This is a genomic window from Streptomyces sp. CC0208, assembly GCF_003443735.1.
In the GTDB taxonomy this organism is placed as follows: domain Bacteria; phylum Actinomycetota; class Actinomycetes; order Streptomycetales; family Streptomycetaceae; genus Streptomyces; species Streptomyces sviceus.
In genome coordinates, this window is sequence record NZ_CP031969.1 from 4,816,153 (window position 1) to 4,831,013 (window position 14,861).

Below are 14,861 nucleotides of genomic sequence, written 5' to 3' on the forward strand. Positions count from 1 at the left end.
AACTCCGGCACGTCCCAGACATGTCCGACAGGTCTCGCTCCAAAGGGCGCATCGCGGCCATGTGAAGGGGCGCGGGCCGCTATCGTGTGCATCAATTTTCTTGTATGCGCATCACTTTCGATGTTTAGAACTAGCGTTTCAGGAGCACGGGTGCCGATCGGGGCTTGGCCTGACCGCGGGGGCGAAGTCCGGGATGCCGTTCTTTCGGTGTTTCGCCGGAATGAATATATGCGGGAGATCGACACGGGAGCGCGGGTGGCGTCCCCCGGAACCGGGTGCGACGGGTTGGTCGGCACCTGTCCGGTGGACAAGCCCGTCGACTCCGTGGCCGTCGGCGTATTGGCCCGGTTTCTCGCGCAGTTGACTCTCGTCCGCAAAGAGGCCCTGCCCGCGCTGCCCGCCGAGTGGTCGCGCAACGAGAGGGACAGCAGGGCTTATCTGGACACCCTCGTCCGGCATGCGAAGCGGCGGATGCTCGACCCCAACTGGACTGCGATTGGCGGGCTGTTCGCCGTACTCGGAGTGCCGGGTGACCGGCTGGTGAGGTTCGCCGAGCAGGTTCCTGCCATGTCCCGCCGGCCCTACGGTCTCCTGCTCACCAACCTCGCCCGCGACAACGTCACCATCCTGGAGGGGCCCAAGCTCGCGGAGGCGGGTCTCGACTGGACCTCGGCGTCGTATGGTGACCCGCTGCACGGTCTCGCCGGCCACGTGGTGCGGATGCGTTATCCCCAGGACCAAGTGAACGAGGTCGTCCAGGCGTGGGCATGCGAGATGCGGCGTATCCGGCCGCCGGCCGTCAGCGGGCTCGACCGTGACCTGCCGTACTACCTCGACTTCGAGCGCATCCACGCCGCGTACGACGACGTGATCCGTGCGGCGAGGTCTCTTGGTGACTCGATCGAAAACCTCGCGCTGCTGGCGGCGGCCTCCGATATCGGTACGGCCCTGAAGCGGGCCGCCGGCCTGCTCGGCATGTCCGAGGTCCCGCCCGAGAAGGAGATCGCGGACGCCCTGTTTCGGTGGCAGGCCGCGCGTCTCGTGCGTGCGGCCGAGCGGGTGCCGGACTCGCTGTTCCGGTGGCGGTGTGACGACCGTGTCCCCGAACGGGACGACTTCCCGTCGGATCTGGTGCGCCGTGCCTTGGCGGTAGAGGGTGTCGCCCCAGCCGATCGGGTCTTCCGCGGGACGGCGCATCTCAACACCGTCGTGCAGCTCGAGAACTACCCCGACCCCGTGGTGGTCCGTCGCGAGACCGCGGCGGCCCCGCGCCGTGAGCAAGGGCTCCTGCCCGAACATGCCGTACTGCAGGTGATCGAGCGGTCCGGCGTGCAGGTGCGGGCCCCACGGATCCTGGCGCTGGGTTACGACGATCGCCGACGCCACGTCGCGATCCATACGTACGAGGGTCCCGGGGGCCGGTCTCCCCAGCATCCCGTGGACGGGCTGCTGCCCGCTGAGGCGGACGAACTCGTCGACGAACTCGCCGCGCTCGCCGAGGTGGATCATTCGTCCCTGCCGTCCAACGAGCCGGAGGGGGGCTTCTACCGCTGGCTGGCCGAGCGGCTTGCCGACTTCGTCGCCGCTCTTCCCGACGCGACCCTGCGGGCCGCTGACCAGCGAGGTCTGCCGGACGGTGATCTGCTCCGGCAGATCCTCGGCCGTTACAAAGTGAGTGACCGGGCCCCCGTTCTGCTCCACGGCGACCTCAACCCCTGGAATCTGGTGCGTGCCGGACGCCAGGGCGGGCTGACGATCATCGACTGGGAGATGGGGATGATCGGCGATCCCCTGTACGACCTCGTACGCCATCTGCATCTGACACCGACGCGGACGGAGATGCGGGTGCGCATGTTCGACCGCTGGAGCAAGAAGCTTCCTGCCGAGTGTGTCGTGGGGTGGGAGGAGGACTGGCGGGTCTACCGCTACATCGAGCAGATTCGTTCTGCCTACGTGGACCTGGACCGGATGACGACGGGAGCAGCACTGAGCACCCCGAACGTCCGACGGGCCGTCGACGCGTACGAGATGACCCTGTCCGCCGCCACAGGCTCTCTGGGGCTGCGCAGGCGTGTTGTGCCGAAGGTGCCTGCCTCGCTCAAGGTGTCCTGACTCCTGATCCCGGTGCGTAGGCTCACCCCATGACCGCCCCCGGCCTGCGTGAGCGCAAGAAGCAGCGGATGTACGAGACCGTGTCCGAGATCGCCGTCCGGCTGTTTCTGGAGAAGGGCTTCGACGCCGTCTCCGTGGCCGAGATCGCCGCCGCCGCAGAGATCTCCAAGCCGACCCTGTTCCGGTACTTCCCGGCCAAGGAGGATCTCGTCCTCCACCGGATCGCCGATCATGAGGACGAGGCGGCGCGGGTCGTGAGCCAGTCGGACGAGGCGCCGCTCGTGGCCCTGCGGCGGCACTTCCTGGACGGGCTGGAGCGGAAGGATCCCGTCACCGGGCTCAATGATCACCCCGACGTCCTGGCCTTTCACTCGCTGCTCTACGGCACCCCCGCCCTTGTCGCCCGTGCCCACGGTCATCTGGAACGGCAGGAGGCCGCGCTCGCCGAGGTGCTCGGGGGAGATCTCGACGCGCGGCTGGCCGCCGGGCAGATCATCGCCGTGCGGCGGATTCTCGCTATGGAGAACTGGGGGCGGATTGCGAAAGGGGAGTCCGTCGAGGACGTTCGTGGGGATGCCGTGGCCGCGGCCGAGCGAGGGTTCGGGGTGCTGGCGGACGGGTTGCCGTGGCTCGCCTGAGTGAGGGCGGGTAAAAAATTTAACCGAGTTGCATTTTCTCGCGTAGGCTCGTCCCATGACGTCAGCCGATCCCGCTCCCCGTCTCGCCCTGAAAGAGTCCCTGCACCTCGAGCGCGTCCACCACGACCGTTGCCGTACCGCCCTGGCCGCCATGGTCGACGGGGCGCAGGAACAGGTCGTCGTCGGGGAGGACGTCTCCGCCTCGGGGGCCGATGCCGAAGTCCTCGGGTATCAGTTGCGGAGTCAGGCCAAGGAGATGCGGGAGCTTCCCGATGGGCCCTTGTTCTTCGGGAAGCTGGAGTTCGACCGCGGCGACCATGCCGGGCAGGCGTATCACCTGGGCCGGCTCCGGATCACCGAGCACCCCGCCGCCCCGCCCCTGGTCGTCGACTGGCGTGCGCCCGTCTCCCGGGCCTTCTACCAGGCGAGCGCCCGCGATCCGCAGGGGGTCGCGGTACGGCGACGGTTCGGGTGGGCGGCGGGCAGCAAGGGGGAGTCCGCCGACCTCACCGGGCTGGAGGACGAGCACCTGAGCAAGGGGGATTCGGGGCCCAGTGCCATCGTCGCCCGGGAGATCGAACGGCCCCGTGTCGGGCCCATGCGGGACATCGCCGCGACCATCCAGCCCGAGCAGGACGATCTCGTACGAGGGGACCTCGCCCTCTCCGTGTGTGTCCAGGGGGCTCCCGGGACCGGCAAGACCGCCGTCGGGCTGCATCGTGCCGCCTATCTGCTGTACACCCACCCGCAGCGGATGCGGCGCGGCGGGCTTCTCGTGCTCGGACCCAACCGGACCTTCCTCTCCTACATCTCCCAGGTGCTGCCCGCGCTCGGGGAGACCGGCGTACGGCAGTCCACGCTTCAGGACGAGATCGCCCGCCACCCGGTCACCGGGACCGATGCCCGCGCCACCGCCGTCCTGAAGCACGACCCCCGGATGGCGGAGGTGCTGCGCCGGGCGCTGTACGCGCGTGCCACGACTGCACACGTCAACTCCCTGGAGATCAAGGACGGTTCGTACAGCTGGCGGGTCGGGGCCGGTGAACTCGCGCGGATCGTGGCGGACGTACGGGAGGAGGAGCCGCCCTACGGGACCGGGCGGGAGCGGGTGCGCAGCCGGGTGGTGCGGTGTGTGCAGTTGCAGGCCGAGCGGCGGGCCGGGCCGCAGAACGGCGCCTGGGTGCAGCGGGTTTCGCGGTCCCGGGTGATCGGGGCGTTCCTCGACGCCGTGTGGCCCAAGGTGCGGCCCGAGGAGGTCGTAGCCGAACTGCTGGGTGATCAAGAGAAGTTGGCGGCCGCCGCCGACGGGGTTCTCGATGCCGAGGAGCAGAAGCACCTGCTGTGGGCCAGGCCGCCGAGGTCGTGGAAGTCGGCGCGGTGGTCGGCGGCCGATCTGGTGCTGCTCGACGAGGCCGCCGGGCTGGTGGAACATCCTGAGGGGTACGGCCATCTCGTCGTCGACGAGGCGCAGGATCTGTCGCCGATGGAGTGCCGGGCGATCGCCCGCCGGGCCCGTTTCGGGTCGGTCACCGTGCTCGGGGACCTGGCGCAGGGGACCACGCCCTGGGCGGCCCGCTCGTGGGACACCGTCCTGCGGCACCTCGGCAAGCCGGACGCTGCCGTCGTACCGCTGACCATCGGGTTCCGGGTGCCGCAGGCCGTCGTCGGGCTTGCCAACCGGCTGCTCGGGCGACTGGATGTGGAGGTGCCGGAGGGGCGTTCCCTGCGCGGGGACGGGGAGTTGGTCCTCCGGCCCACTCCACCGGACGCCTTGCCGGACGCGGTCGTGGACGCCGTACGGGGCTCGCTCGCGCACGAGGGGTCCGTCGGGGTCGTCGCGGCCGACGCCGACGTGGACCGCGTACGGCAGGCCCTCGACGCGGCCGGGATCGCCGCCGCGGGGCCGGACGAGCTGGGTGCGCGGGTGAGCGTCGTACCGGCCGGTGTGGTCAAGGGGCTCGAGTACGACCATGTGGTGGCCGTCGAGCCTGCCGCGATCGCGGAGGCGGAGGAACGGGGGCTGCACCGGCTGTATGTCGTGCTGACCCGGGCGGTGTCGCGGCTGGTGGTGGTGCACGGGCGGCCGCTGCCGTTCTAGCGCGGTGGCGGCCGCCCGGGGGAGTGTGGCCGTCGGGGGAGACCGGTGGTGGCCGGCCGTGGGTGTGTGCGGTGGCGGCCGCCCCGGGAGAGCGCGGCGGCCGCCCGCGATCAGGTCAGGCGTGTTCGAGCAGCGGCAGCAACTGTTCCTCCTCGTAGGTCAGATGGGTTTCCAGCTCGGTCGTCAGACGGTCGACCTCCGCGCGGACGATGTCGAGGTCCGTGCCGGAGAGGGTCTCCCGCAACTCCTCGACCAGCGCGGCGATGTGTTCGTGCTCGGCCCGCAGCCGGTCGAAAGCCGGGGCGGCCTCGGGGTGGCGCTCGGCCAGGAAGGGGAACATCGCCACGTCCTCACCGGTGTGGTGGTTGTGCAGGCCCTGGCAGAACGTCAGGCAGTTGACGCGGAGTTGGGCGCCGAGGGTGGAGGTGCCGGTGCCTGCCGCCAACTCCTTGCGGATGAGAGCCAGTTCGCGGCGGAAGACGTCATGGACGAGCTTGACCGCCTCGCCCGGGGAGGAGGCGTTGATGTTCGGCGGGCCCGGGCGGGCGATCTCGTGCAGGGCGACCACGGGGAGGACCCGGTCGGTCTTCTCCTGGTACACGGCCCAGCCGCGGTCCGACTCCACGGCTCGCGCGAAGGCTCGGTCCCGTTCCTCGCCGGTCAGGACGACCGCCTTCGCCTCGTAGGTGAACACCCCGCTTTCCACGGTGACTTGAGGGTTCGCGACAAGATTGCGGTACCAGTCGGGGTGGCGGGGCGAGCCGCCCGCCGAGGCGATCACGAGGATGCGGTCGCCGCCGTCGGGGAGATAGCCGACGGGAGTGGTGTGCGGGGTGCCGGTGCGGGCGCCGGTGGTGGTCAGGAGGATCAGGCGGCCGCCCTCGAAGGGGCCGCCGACCCGGCCGTGGTTCGCGCGGAACTCGTCGATGATCCGCTGGTTGAAGTCCTGGACGGGGTGGGGCACTCTCTCTTCTTTCTCTCGCTGGTCTTCATGGAGGCGAAGGCGGAGAGAAAGGGGCGGGCTCCTGGCCCGCCCTGGCCTCATTCAGAGGCCGGGCACCCAACTCGCTCACGGCACAAGGCCGACCCGGCAGTCATGCACGCACGGTAACGTCCGGGGCATGATCGAGACCACCGAGTTTGCGGACATTCCCACGACCACTCTGGCCGATCTGCTCGGTCGCGACCGGGTCATGGACATCGGGATACGGCCGTTGTGGGGGCCGGGGCCGGTGCCGGTGCCGAGGGTCGCGGGACCCGCGTTCACCGTACGGTGCCCTCCCGGCGACAACCTCATGCTGCACGCGGCGATCCACCGCGCGCCGGCCGGCTCGGTGATCGTGGTCGAGTCGGGGGACCTCGACCACGCCCTGGCCGGCGGGAACGTGTGTGCGGTCGCGCAGCGGCGCGGAGTCGCCGGGTTCGTCCTCGACGGGCTGATCCGCGACCTGGCCGAGGTGCGGGAGGCCCGTTTCCCCGTCTTCGCGCGGGGTGTCATTCCGATCCCGGGCGCGAAGAGCGCCGTGGCGCCGCTGGGCGGGAGCGTGCGGTGCGGCGGGGTGCGGGTCGAGGCCGGGGATGTGGTGGTCGCCGACGAGGAGGGGGTCGTGGCGGTCCCCGCCGCACGGCGGGCCGACGTCCTCGCCGCTGCCCGCGCCAAGCTGGCGAAGGAGGCGGCCGAGACGCTCGACGACTGGGAGGCGGCGCACCGGGCTCGTATCGACGAGATCCTCGCGCAGGGCGGGTTCGAGGGCTGAAGGCTGAGGCCTAAAGGGTGAGAGCTGTGGCTGAAGGGTGCGGGCTGAGCATGCTTCTCTTTCTGGACGTCGACGGGACGCTGCTGCCGTTCGGGGCGGCGGGGCCGTATCCGCTGTACGAACCGGCCTATCCGCTGCCTGGGGCCGTCAGCGATCACCCGCTGCTGACGCGCGTGGACCCCGCGCTCGGTGCGCGGCTGACGTCGCTCGGCTGTGAGCTGGTGTGGGCCACGACCTGGGGTGACGATGCCAACGCCGTCCTGGCGCCCTGGCTCGGGTTGCCCCGGCTGCCGCTCGTGGACTGGTCGGACTCGGACGACGAGGAGGAGCAGCCCGGCCTGCACTGGAAGACCCGCTCCCTCGTCTCCTGGGCGGCCGGACGACCGTTCGTCTGGGTCGACGACGAGATCACCGATGCTGACAGGGCCTGGGTGGCGGCCGGTCATCCACAACGGGCTCTCCTGCACCGAGTGGATCACCAAGTGGGGCTCACGGAAGGGGACTTCGCGGTGCTGGAGGAGTGGCTGACGGGAGGGGAGTGGTGACCGGGGATAGCGGGTGGCCGACCGAGTCCCGCGCCCCCTACGGTCGCCCGCATGGCTGACGAAGGCTTCACCCATCCACGGCTCGCCGCGATCTACGACGCGCTCGATCCGGATCGCAGCGACCTCGACGCGTACGTCCGCATGGTCGAGGAGTTCGGGGCGCGGCAGGTGCTGGATGTCGGCTGCGGGACAGGGGTGTTCGCGCTGCTGCTGGCCGGGCGGGGTGTCGAGGTCGTCGGAGTCGATCCCGCCCTGGCCTCGCTCGACGTGGCCCGGGGGAAACCGGGGAGCGAGCGGGTGCGCTGGATCCATGGCGATGCCCGCGAACTGCCCCCGCTGTGCGTCGACTTGGTGACCATGACGGCCAACGTCGCCCAGCAGATCGTAGGGGCGGATGCCTGGCGGGAGACGCTGCGGGGGGCGTACGCGGCGCTACGGCCCGGTGGGCGGCTGGTGTTCGAGGCGCGGGACCCCGTGCGGCGGGCCTGGGAGGAGTGGAACCGGGAGGCGTCGTACGCCGTGACGGACGTGCCCGGTGCCGGGGAGGTGGAGCGCTGGGTCGAAGTGACCGCTGTGGACGGGCAGTTGGTGACGTTCCGGTGGACCTATGTGTTCGCCTCGGACGGGCGGACGCTGACCTCGGACTCGACGTTGCGCTTCCGGGAGCGGGCGGAGGTCGAGGCGGAACTGGGCGTGCGGGGGTTCGTGCTGGAGGACGTACGGGATGCGCCGGACCGGCCGGGCAAGGAGCTGGTGTTCGTGGCGCGGCGACCCTAGGGCTGGCACCTGTGCGCCGGACTCGATGAAGCGAAGGAGTGATCAAGGGGTTCGCTGAAGTCGCGTCGGCGGTGTCGTCGGGCTGCTCGTCAGGACCGGGCGAGGACGCAGAACTCGTGGCCCTCCGGGTCGGACAGACATGTCCACGGGACGTCACCCTGGCCGAGGTCGAGGTCGGTGGCGCCGAGGGCACGCAGCCGGTGCACCTCCGCGGCCTTGTCGTCACCCGGGTACGGCAGCAGGTCGAGATGGACGCGGTCCGGCACGGTCTTCCCGTCGGGGGAGCGGAGGAACTCCAGATACGGGCCGGTCCCCGCGGCGGAACGCAGCGTCGCCTGATCGTCGGTCACCTCGTGCGGGGTCCAGTCCGTCGCCGCGCCCCAGAACCGGGCCATGGCCCGCGGATCCACACAGTCCACGACCACGGCCGCGATCGGCCCGGTGTCCCGGTAGACCTCCCTGGGCTCCAGCACGCAGAACTCGTTGCCCTCGGGGTCGGCGAGGACCGTCCACGGCACGTCGCCCTGGCCGACGTCGACGGGCGTCGCACCGGCGGCCCTCAGACGCGCGACCAACTCCGCCTGATGGTCCGCGGAGGTGGTGGCGAGATCGAGATGCACCCGGTTCTTCGTCGCCGACTTGGGTTCCGGGACGGGCACGACGTCGATACCCAAGGCGACCGGGTCCGGCCAGACGAGACCGCCCGCGGGGCCGACGTAGGTGGTCACACCGGGACGGTAGGCAGTCCACCCGAGGGCCTCCGCCCAGAACCGGCCGACCGCCAACGCGTCGACAGCCTTGATGTTCACCTGAACAGGTCGCAGCGCCATGGTGGTGATCCTATGCAGTCGTCCCTCGGGGGGTGCCCGGCCCGCCTGCTCGTGCCGGCGGGGGCAGGGCGCCATGGACTCCCGCGCCGCCATAGATTCCCGCGCCATGGAAGAGATCACCGAGCTCGGTGAGATCAGCTGCCCGTCGGGGAACCTGGTCGTCCCTGACAGTGGTCATCTGGGCTTGTGGAGCGGAGAGCGGTCGCCGGCGGAGATCGACCCCGTCCTTCTCGGCATCGACGACGTGGCCATGGCCGACGACATCCTCGGTGCGGTCGACTTCGCCGTGGTCGGCCCCGACGCGTCGGAAGCGGCCCGGAGCTTCGACCGGCAGCCGGGCGCGTTGCTCCATGACATCCCCGCCTCCCAGGCGGCGGTACTCGGGGCTCGGTTCGAGGAACACTGTCTGGGCGCCGGCCTGGACGCTCGCGTGGAAGCGTTGCCGCGTCGCGAGCGGCCGTCGTCGCGGTGGGCGGCGTGCCTCGCGACCGGCGGCTGCCGGTGCTGGCCTCGCGGGTCGACTTCGGCGGCGGGGTGGGGCCGCGGTGGTCAGAGATATCGGTTCGGGTGGGCGACGCACCGGTGGAGTCGTCCGCATGCTCGGTGTCATCGGAGTCGACCGCGCACCGGTGCTCTTCGGTGATGCCGATGCCCTGAATTCCTGGCAGCACGAGGAGCCTGTCGACGGCTTGGCCGACGTCTCCGCCTCCGCAGCAGAAGCCGGCACTGTGGACATCGGTGACGCTCGGCTTCTCTGCGCGATGACGAGTTGGGGTGACGGGTACTTCCCGGTGTTCGCCGACCTGCCCGAGTAGCGAACAGTGTTGCGCGGACTAGCGTTTCGCGACGGTGTACGTCAGGTGCGTCACCCGGGACGACGCGTCCGAGTGGGTCTGGTCGAGGGTGAGGCGGTCGGGGGCCACGTGGTCGAACAGGCGGATGCCGGTGCCGAACAGGACGGGTGCGAGCGTGATCGAGAACTCGTCGATCAGGCCGCTGTCCAGGTACTGCTGGATCGTCTCGGCGCCGCCAGCGATGCGGACGTCACGGTCGCCGGCGGCCTCGCGGGCCTGGAGCAGCGCGCTCTCGATGCCGTCGTTGACGAAGTGGAAGGTGGTGCCGCCCGGCCGCTCCCACGGGTCGCGCTCGGTGTGGGTGACGACGAACACCGGGGTGTGGAACGGCGCCTCCTCCGGCCAGGCCAGCTCGCCGGCGTCGAACATCCGCTTGCCCATGACGCTCGCGCCGGTGCGCTCGTACGTGGCCCGTGCGATGTCGTTGTCGAGGCCTTCCTCGCCGCCCTCGCCGAGCTTGAGGTTCTCCCGGAACCAGCGCTGCGGGAACAGCCACGCCTGCAGCTCCGACCACTTCGCCAACCAGCGCTGGGCCCTCGGGTCGTGGTGTCCTTCGGGCGAGAACACGTACTCGACGGGTACGGCCTCGGGCGCCATGAAGCCGTCCAGCGACATCGTCACACTGAAGAACACCTTCCCGGCCATCAGCTCTCCGCTCCCTTCGGGGTGGGGTCGTCGCGCCCGGTGTCGCGCCCGGTGTCGCTCCCGGCGAGGTCGGCGACGTAGGCCGCCAGGTTGCGCAGGGTCTGCTCGCCGCCCTCGATCGCGTGGTACTTCTCCACGGCCTCGTCGCGGAGTTCCCTGCTCGGAAACAGCGTGCGCATCACGATCCGGGTCCGCTCGCCGGCCGGCTCGAAGGTCAGGACCGACTCGAAGGCGTTCGGGTCGTCGCGGGACTCGCCGTGCAGCAGGGCGATCCGCTCCGGCGGGACGATCTCCCGCCAGGTGATCCACTCCTGGTAGTCGGTTCCGTCCGGCCCGTGCATCACGAAGTCCCAGGCCCCGCCGACGCGGAACTCGAAGGCCCGCGTGGTGGTCGTGAACCCTTCCGGACCCCACCACCGCGACAGGTGCCGGACCCGGGTGAACGCCTCGAACACCAGCGCCCGCGGGGCGCCGATCATCCGGGAGATCACGATCTCGCGGTCCGTGATCTCGCGGTCCGTGATCTCCCGGTCCGTGATCTCCCGGTCCGCGGTCGGGTGCGCGGCCTCGCCGCCACTACTGGTCGTCGCCATTGTGTGGTCCCTCCTGCCTCGCCTGCCGCAACTCCTGCACGTACTCGTCCAGCCGGTCGAAGCTCTCGCTCCAGAACCGCTCGAAGCCGCCCAGCCACTCGTGCAGCGGCCGCAGTCCGCGGGCGTCCAGGCCGTACAGTCGCTGCTTGCCCGCCCCGCGAACCCGTACCAGCCCGACCTCCCGGAGGACCCGCAGGTGCTTGGACGCCTGCGGCTGGGTCATCCCGAGGTCCCGCGCCAGGTCGGTCACCGGCCGCTCGCCGAACCGGAGCAGCACCAGGATCTCCCGGCGCTGCGGTTCGGCGATCGCGTTGAACGCGTCCGAGGTCGTCGCCGCTCGTGCCATGGGACCATCATATGCCTATAACGGAATGTGTGCGTCGCTTGCGCGATCGGCGCTGGTCAGGGCCGCGCGTTCCGGACGCGAGACACCGGCTGAAGGCTTCGTGACTGTCGGGGGTGCAGTGCCGCTCCCGCCGAGCCCACCGCAGCTCCGGCTCGCTCAGCCGGCCGTGTCAGGCGACTCATCGGGATCGGGGGCCACCACCGCGTCCGGCATCGCTGCCTCGTGCACGCCGAGCCAGGGCTCAAGTCGCCAAAGAGTGGCGTGACACACTATTGCAAGCGGCTGCTTGCAATAGTTAGCGCGGGTGGTGCACAGTGGACGCATGGCATCGCTCAACGTCGGCAATCTCGGTGACTATCTGCGTGAACAGCGGCGCACCGCGCAGCTGTCGCTCAGGCAGCTCGCCGATGCCGCCGGGGTGTCCAATCCGTATCTGAGTCAGATCGAGCGCGGGCTGCGCAAGCCGAGCGCGGAGGTGTTGCAGCAGGTCGCCAAGGCCCTGCGGATCTCCGCCGAGACGCTGTACGTGCGGGCCGGCATCCTCGACGCCGAGCGCGACCGGGACGACGTGGAGACACGTGCGGTCATCCTCGCCGATCCCACGCTCAACGAGCGGCAGAAGCAGGTGCTGCTGCAGATCTACGAGTCCTTCCGCAAGGAGAACGGCTTCGAGATCGCCCCGCCGGACGCGGCTCCCGCGCCGGGCGACGGGCAGGGCGACCTGCCGGACGACGGTACGGCGGACACCCGGGCGGACCTTCGGGACGACGACGTCCCGGCCGACGGGGACCTCGACGGGACCACCGCGATACGGCAGGCCCGTCGGCCCCGCAGCACCCGCAAGCCCCGCACCGCCACGCCCCCCAAGACCGACGGCGGCGACGCCGACCCGCAGCAGACGGCCAGTTGAGACCGACACGACCGACACGACAGACACGGTTCGACATGGTCCGACACACGCCGACAGGCACCGCGGGACCCAAAACCCTCATCAGCAAGCGATCCGGGAGGACCGTCACCATGGCCATCACCGACGACATCCGCAAGGCCGTCAAGGACCCGACCCCGCTCTACTTCCTCGCCGGCGCCGGTGACCTGGCCTTCCAGGAGGCCAAGAAGGTGCCCGGTCTGGTGGAGCAGCTGCGCACCGAGGCGCCGGCCCGTATCGAGGCCGTGCGCGGCACCGACCCGAAGGCGGTCCAGGAGAAGGCCCAGGCCCGTGCCAAGGAGGCCGGCGCCAAGGTCAAGGAGACGCAGGAGACCCTGCAGACCAAGGTCGGCGAGTTCATCAGCAGCCTCGACGGCGACCTGAAGAAGCTCGGCAGCACGCTCGACGCGGACCTGAAGAAGCTCGGCGAGTCCGCCCAGGACCTCGCCCTGCGCGGTGTCGGCGTCGCCGCCGAGTACGCCGTCAAGGCCCGCGAGACCTACGAGAAGGTCGCCGAGCACGGCGAGCAGGCCGTCAAGACCTGGCGCGGCGAGGCCGCCGAGGAGATCGAGGAACTGGCGATCGCCGTCGAGCCGAACGCCGAGCCGGCCGAGGCCAAGAAGCCGGCGACCGTGACCCCGGTCGCGAAGCCGGCCACCCCCGCCACGGCCGCCGCCCCGGCCCCGGCGAAGAACACGGCTCCCACCGCGAAGAAGACGGCGCCGCGCAAGACCACCCCGGCGAAGAAGACCCCGCCCGCCAAGTAAGGCACCGCGGGACACGTCAGGACGCCGGGCCGGGCACTTACCGAGTGCCCGGCCCGTTCTGCGGGTAGCGACCTTGCGGGAACGGGTACGGTGACCGCGTAATCGCGAAATGACGAGCCGAGTCGGGTGGTGGACGTTGTGCTGATGCAGGGGTTCGCAGGCTTCATGTGGCTGCTGAGCATGGCCCTGATCGTTTTCAGCGGCTTCGCGCTGTTCGACGCCGCCATCCGCCGTGAGGACGCCTACCGAGCGGCCGACAAGAAGACCAAGCCCTTCTGGCTGATCATCCTCGGGCTCGCCTTCGTGGTGAACCTGATCTTCAACATCCTGTCGTTCCTGCCGATCATCGGCCTCGTCGCGACGATCGTCTACATGGTCGACGTACGCCCGGCGATCCGCGCCCTCCCGGGCGGCGGCCGCAGCGGCCGGGGCAGGGGTTCGAGCAGTGACGGCCCTTACGGCCCGTACAACGGAGGCCGCTAGCCCTTCAGGCTGCCGGGGCCGTACTGATGTACGGCCGCCGAGTGGGCGCGACCACCGCAGCGCCACGATGATCCCGCAGACGCCTTACCGCGATGAGCCGCGACGGTGAGTGAGCCCCCGCTCGACCGTCACGCCTCCCGGTCAAGCAGCAGTACGGCCACGTCGTCCGCCAACTCGCCGCCGTTGAGGGACCGCACCTCGTTCACCGCGGCCCGCAGCAACGCCTCCCCGCGCAGCCCCTCGGAGAGCTGGCGGCGGATCATGGACACCATCCCGTCCTGGCCCAGCCGCTCCCCGCCCTCGCCGACGCGCCCCTCGATCAGGCCGTCGGTGTAGAGCATCAGACTCCACTCGGCCCCCAGCTCCACCTGCATCCGAGGCCAACGAGCCCCCGGCAGCAGGCCCAGCGCGGGGCCGTTGTTGTCGTACGGCAGCAGCCGCGCGGGTCGCCCCGGCCGGGCCACCAGCGGGGACGGATGCCCGGCGAGACACAGTCCCGCCCGCCGTCCGTCCGGTGCGATGTCCACCGTGCACAGCGTCGCGAAGATCTCGTCGTCCGAGCGCTCGTGCTCCAGCACCTCCTGCAGCGTGCCGAGCAGCTCGTCCCCGCACAGCCCCGCCAGGGTCAGCGCGCGCCAGGCGATCCGCAGCTCCACGCCGAGCGCCGCCTCGTCGGGGCCGTGCCCGCAGACGTCACCGATCATCGCGTGCACGGTCCCGTCGGGAGTCCGTACGACGTCGTAGAAGTCCCCGCCGAGCAGGGCCCGTGAGCGTCCGGGCCGGTATCGCGCGGCGAATCGCAGCGAGGAACCTTCCAGCAGCGGTGTGGGCAGCAGCCCGCGTTCCAGGCGCCGGTTCTCCTGCGCCCGCACCCGCCCCTCGGCGAGCCGGCGCTCCGCCGTGTCGGAACGTTTCCGCTCGACCGCGTACCGGATCGCCCGGCTCAGCAGCCGGCTGTCCAGCTCGTCCCGGAAGAGATAGTCCTGCGCACCCACCCGGACGGCCTCCGCGCCGCGCTCGGCGTCGCCGGACGCGGTGAGCGCGAGGACGGCGTGCCGGGGTGCGAGCTCCAGGACATGGCGGAGTACGGCGAGCTCGTCGTCGCCGGGGGAGCGGCCGGGCATGGGCAGCGCGAGGTCGAGCAGGATGCAGTGCACGTCATCCGTGAGCAGCCGCTCCGCCTCGGTGAGGTTGCGGGCGGTGCGGACGCGGATCGGCTTGCCGGCCGAGTCCAGGAGCTCGGGGACGACCGTGGACCCGCCGGGATCGTCCTCGATCACCAGCAGGCTCAGTTGGGTGGCGGCGTTGTTGTCGACCGTGGCTTCCTTGCGCGGGGCTTCGTCCTTGGAGGGCTCGTGCTGGGGTGCGGCCGGCGCCTGACCACTCTCCACGGCCGGGATCGCTCGCTGCCGCGGTATGGGTACGGGCATCGTCTTGGCTTCCTTCCCTCCCCCCGAGGGCATGGTGGAGCGAGGGTCCTCGATCCAC

At 70.6% G+C, this 14,861-nt stretch carries 16 protein-coding genes; 10 read left to right on the forward strand and 6 right to left on the reverse strand.

Annotation, left to right across the window (positions count from 1 at the left end; all coding sequences use genetic code 11):
* Window positions 1-150 precede the first annotated feature (150 nt).
* Genes D1369_RS22100 through D1369_RS22110 form a run of 3 tightly spaced genes read left to right on the forward strand, consistent with a single transcriptional unit; the run spans window position 151 to window position 4,848 of the window.
* Complete coding sequence (locus D1369_RS22100) at window positions 151-2,112, forward strand: aminoglycoside phosphotransferase family protein (protein WP_240436089.1); 1,962 nt, start codon at window positions 151-153, stop codon at window positions 2,110-2,112.
* A gap of 29 nt (window positions 2,113-2,141) precedes the next feature.
* Window positions 2,142-2,750 (forward strand): TetR family transcriptional regulator, encoded by a 609-nt coding sequence (locus tag D1369_RS22105; RefSeq protein ID WP_007382975.1) that lies wholly within the window; start codon window positions 2,142-2,144, stop codon window positions 2,748-2,750.
* A 55-nt stretch (window positions 2,751-2,805) separates the two neighbouring features.
* On the forward strand, window positions 2,806-4,848 hold the full coding sequence (locus D1369_RS22110; protein WP_118082583.1) for an AAA family ATPase: 2,043 nt from the start codon (window positions 2,806-2,808) through the stop codon (window positions 4,846-4,848).
* A gap of 115 nt (window positions 4,849-4,963) precedes the next feature.
* Here the strand turns inward: D1369_RS22110 and D1369_RS22115 are convergent, their stop codons facing one another.
* Window positions 4,964-5,812 carry a nitroreductase/quinone reductase family protein gene (locus tag D1369_RS22115; RefSeq protein WP_007382973.1) on the reverse strand — a complete coding sequence of 283 codons (849 nt, stop codon included), beginning with the start codon at window positions 5,810-5,812 and terminating at the stop codon, window positions 4,964-4,966.
* 157 nt (window positions 5,813-5,969) lie between these two features.
* Between D1369_RS22115 and D1369_RS22120 the strand changes: the two genes are divergently transcribed.
* The 3 genes from D1369_RS22120 to D1369_RS22130 are packed head-to-tail and all read left to right on the forward strand — an operon-like array spanning window position 5,970 to window position 7,927.
* Window positions 5,970-6,605, forward strand: a complete 636-nt coding sequence (locus D1369_RS22120; RefSeq protein ID WP_007382972.1) for an RraA family protein — start codon at window positions 5,970-5,972, stop codon at window positions 6,603-6,605.
* Window positions 6,606-6,655: 50 nt separating this feature from the next.
* Window positions 6,656-7,150 (forward strand): HAD domain-containing protein, encoded by a 495-nt coding sequence (locus tag D1369_RS22125; RefSeq protein WP_037900617.1) that lies wholly within the window; start codon window positions 6,656-6,658, stop codon window positions 7,148-7,150.
* A 51-nt stretch (window positions 7,151-7,201) separates the two neighbouring features.
* Window positions 7,202-7,927 carry a class I SAM-dependent methyltransferase gene (locus D1369_RS22130; protein ID WP_007382970.1) on the forward strand — a complete coding sequence of 242 codons (726 nt, stop codon included), beginning with the start codon at window positions 7,202-7,204 and terminating at the stop codon, window positions 7,925-7,927.
* An 89-nt stretch (window positions 7,928-8,016) separates the two neighbouring features.
* On the opposite strand, the gene D1369_RS22135 is transcribed toward D1369_RS22130, so the two are convergent.
* Window positions 8,017-8,757 (reverse strand): VOC family protein, encoded by a 741-nt coding sequence (locus D1369_RS22135; RefSeq protein WP_007382969.1) that lies wholly within the window; start codon window positions 8,755-8,757, stop codon window positions 8,017-8,019.
* Between the two features lie 596 nt (window positions 8,758-9,353).
* Here D1369_RS22135 and D1369_RS43425 point away from each other — a divergent pair.
* Window positions 9,354-9,572 carry a hypothetical protein gene (locus tag D1369_RS43425; protein WP_007382967.1) on the forward strand — a complete coding sequence of 73 codons (219 nt, stop codon included), beginning with the start codon at window positions 9,354-9,356 and terminating at the stop codon, window positions 9,570-9,572.
* An 18-nt stretch (window positions 9,573-9,590) separates the two neighbouring features.
* Here D1369_RS43425 and D1369_RS22145 read toward each other — a convergent pair whose 3' ends face one another.
* From D1369_RS22145 to D1369_RS22155, 3 genes are read right to left on the reverse strand one after another with little or no spacing between them, the layout of a single operon-like run.
* Window positions 9,591-10,256 carry a dihydrofolate reductase family protein gene (locus D1369_RS22145; RefSeq protein WP_007382966.1) on the reverse strand — a complete coding sequence of 222 codons (666 nt, stop codon included), beginning with the start codon at window positions 10,254-10,256 and terminating at the stop codon, window positions 9,591-9,593.
* Entirely contained in the window at window positions 10,256-10,849 is a 594-nt protein-coding gene (locus tag D1369_RS22150) for an SRPBCC family protein (protein WP_007382965.1), read from the reverse strand. Before D1369_RS22150 ends, D1369_RS22145 begins: the two co-directional genes overlap by 1 nt.
* A complete protein-coding gene (locus D1369_RS22155; protein ID WP_007382964.1) occupies window positions 10,833-11,195 on the reverse strand; it encodes a metalloregulator ArsR/SmtB family transcription factor in 363 nt (120 codons plus the stop codon). The genes D1369_RS22150 and D1369_RS22155 overlap by 17 nt, the downstream gene beginning before the upstream one ends.
* 322 nt (window positions 11,196-11,517) lie before the next feature.
* On the opposite strand from D1369_RS22155, the gene D1369_RS22165 reads away from it, so the two are divergent.
* From D1369_RS22165 to D1369_RS22175, 3 genes are all read left to right on the forward strand, one after another.
* Window positions 11,518-12,105, forward strand: a complete 588-nt coding sequence (locus D1369_RS22165) for a helix-turn-helix transcriptional regulator (RefSeq protein ID WP_007382962.1) — start codon at window positions 11,518-11,520, stop codon at window positions 12,103-12,105.
* Window positions 12,106-12,215: 110 nt separating this feature from the next.
* The gene (locus D1369_RS22170) at window positions 12,216-12,890 is read left to right on the forward strand and encodes a hypothetical protein (RefSeq protein ID WP_007382961.1); all 675 of its coding nucleotides are present in this window, start codon (window positions 12,216-12,218) and stop codon (window positions 12,888-12,890) included.
* A 144-nt stretch (window positions 12,891-13,034) separates the two neighbouring features.
* The gene (locus D1369_RS22175) at window positions 13,035-13,373 is read left to right on the forward strand and encodes a DUF2516 family protein (protein WP_082319565.1); all 339 of its coding nucleotides are present in this window, start codon (window positions 13,035-13,037) and stop codon (window positions 13,371-13,373) included.
* Window positions 13,374-13,501: 128 nt separating this feature from the next.
* On the opposite strand, the gene D1369_RS22180 is transcribed toward D1369_RS22175, so the two are convergent.
* Window positions 13,502-14,803 carry a response regulator gene (locus tag D1369_RS22180; protein ID WP_037900608.1) on the reverse strand — a complete coding sequence of 434 codons (1,302 nt, stop codon included), beginning with the start codon at window positions 14,801-14,803 and terminating at the stop codon, window positions 13,502-13,504.
* Window positions 14,804-14,861 lie beyond the last annotated feature (58 nt).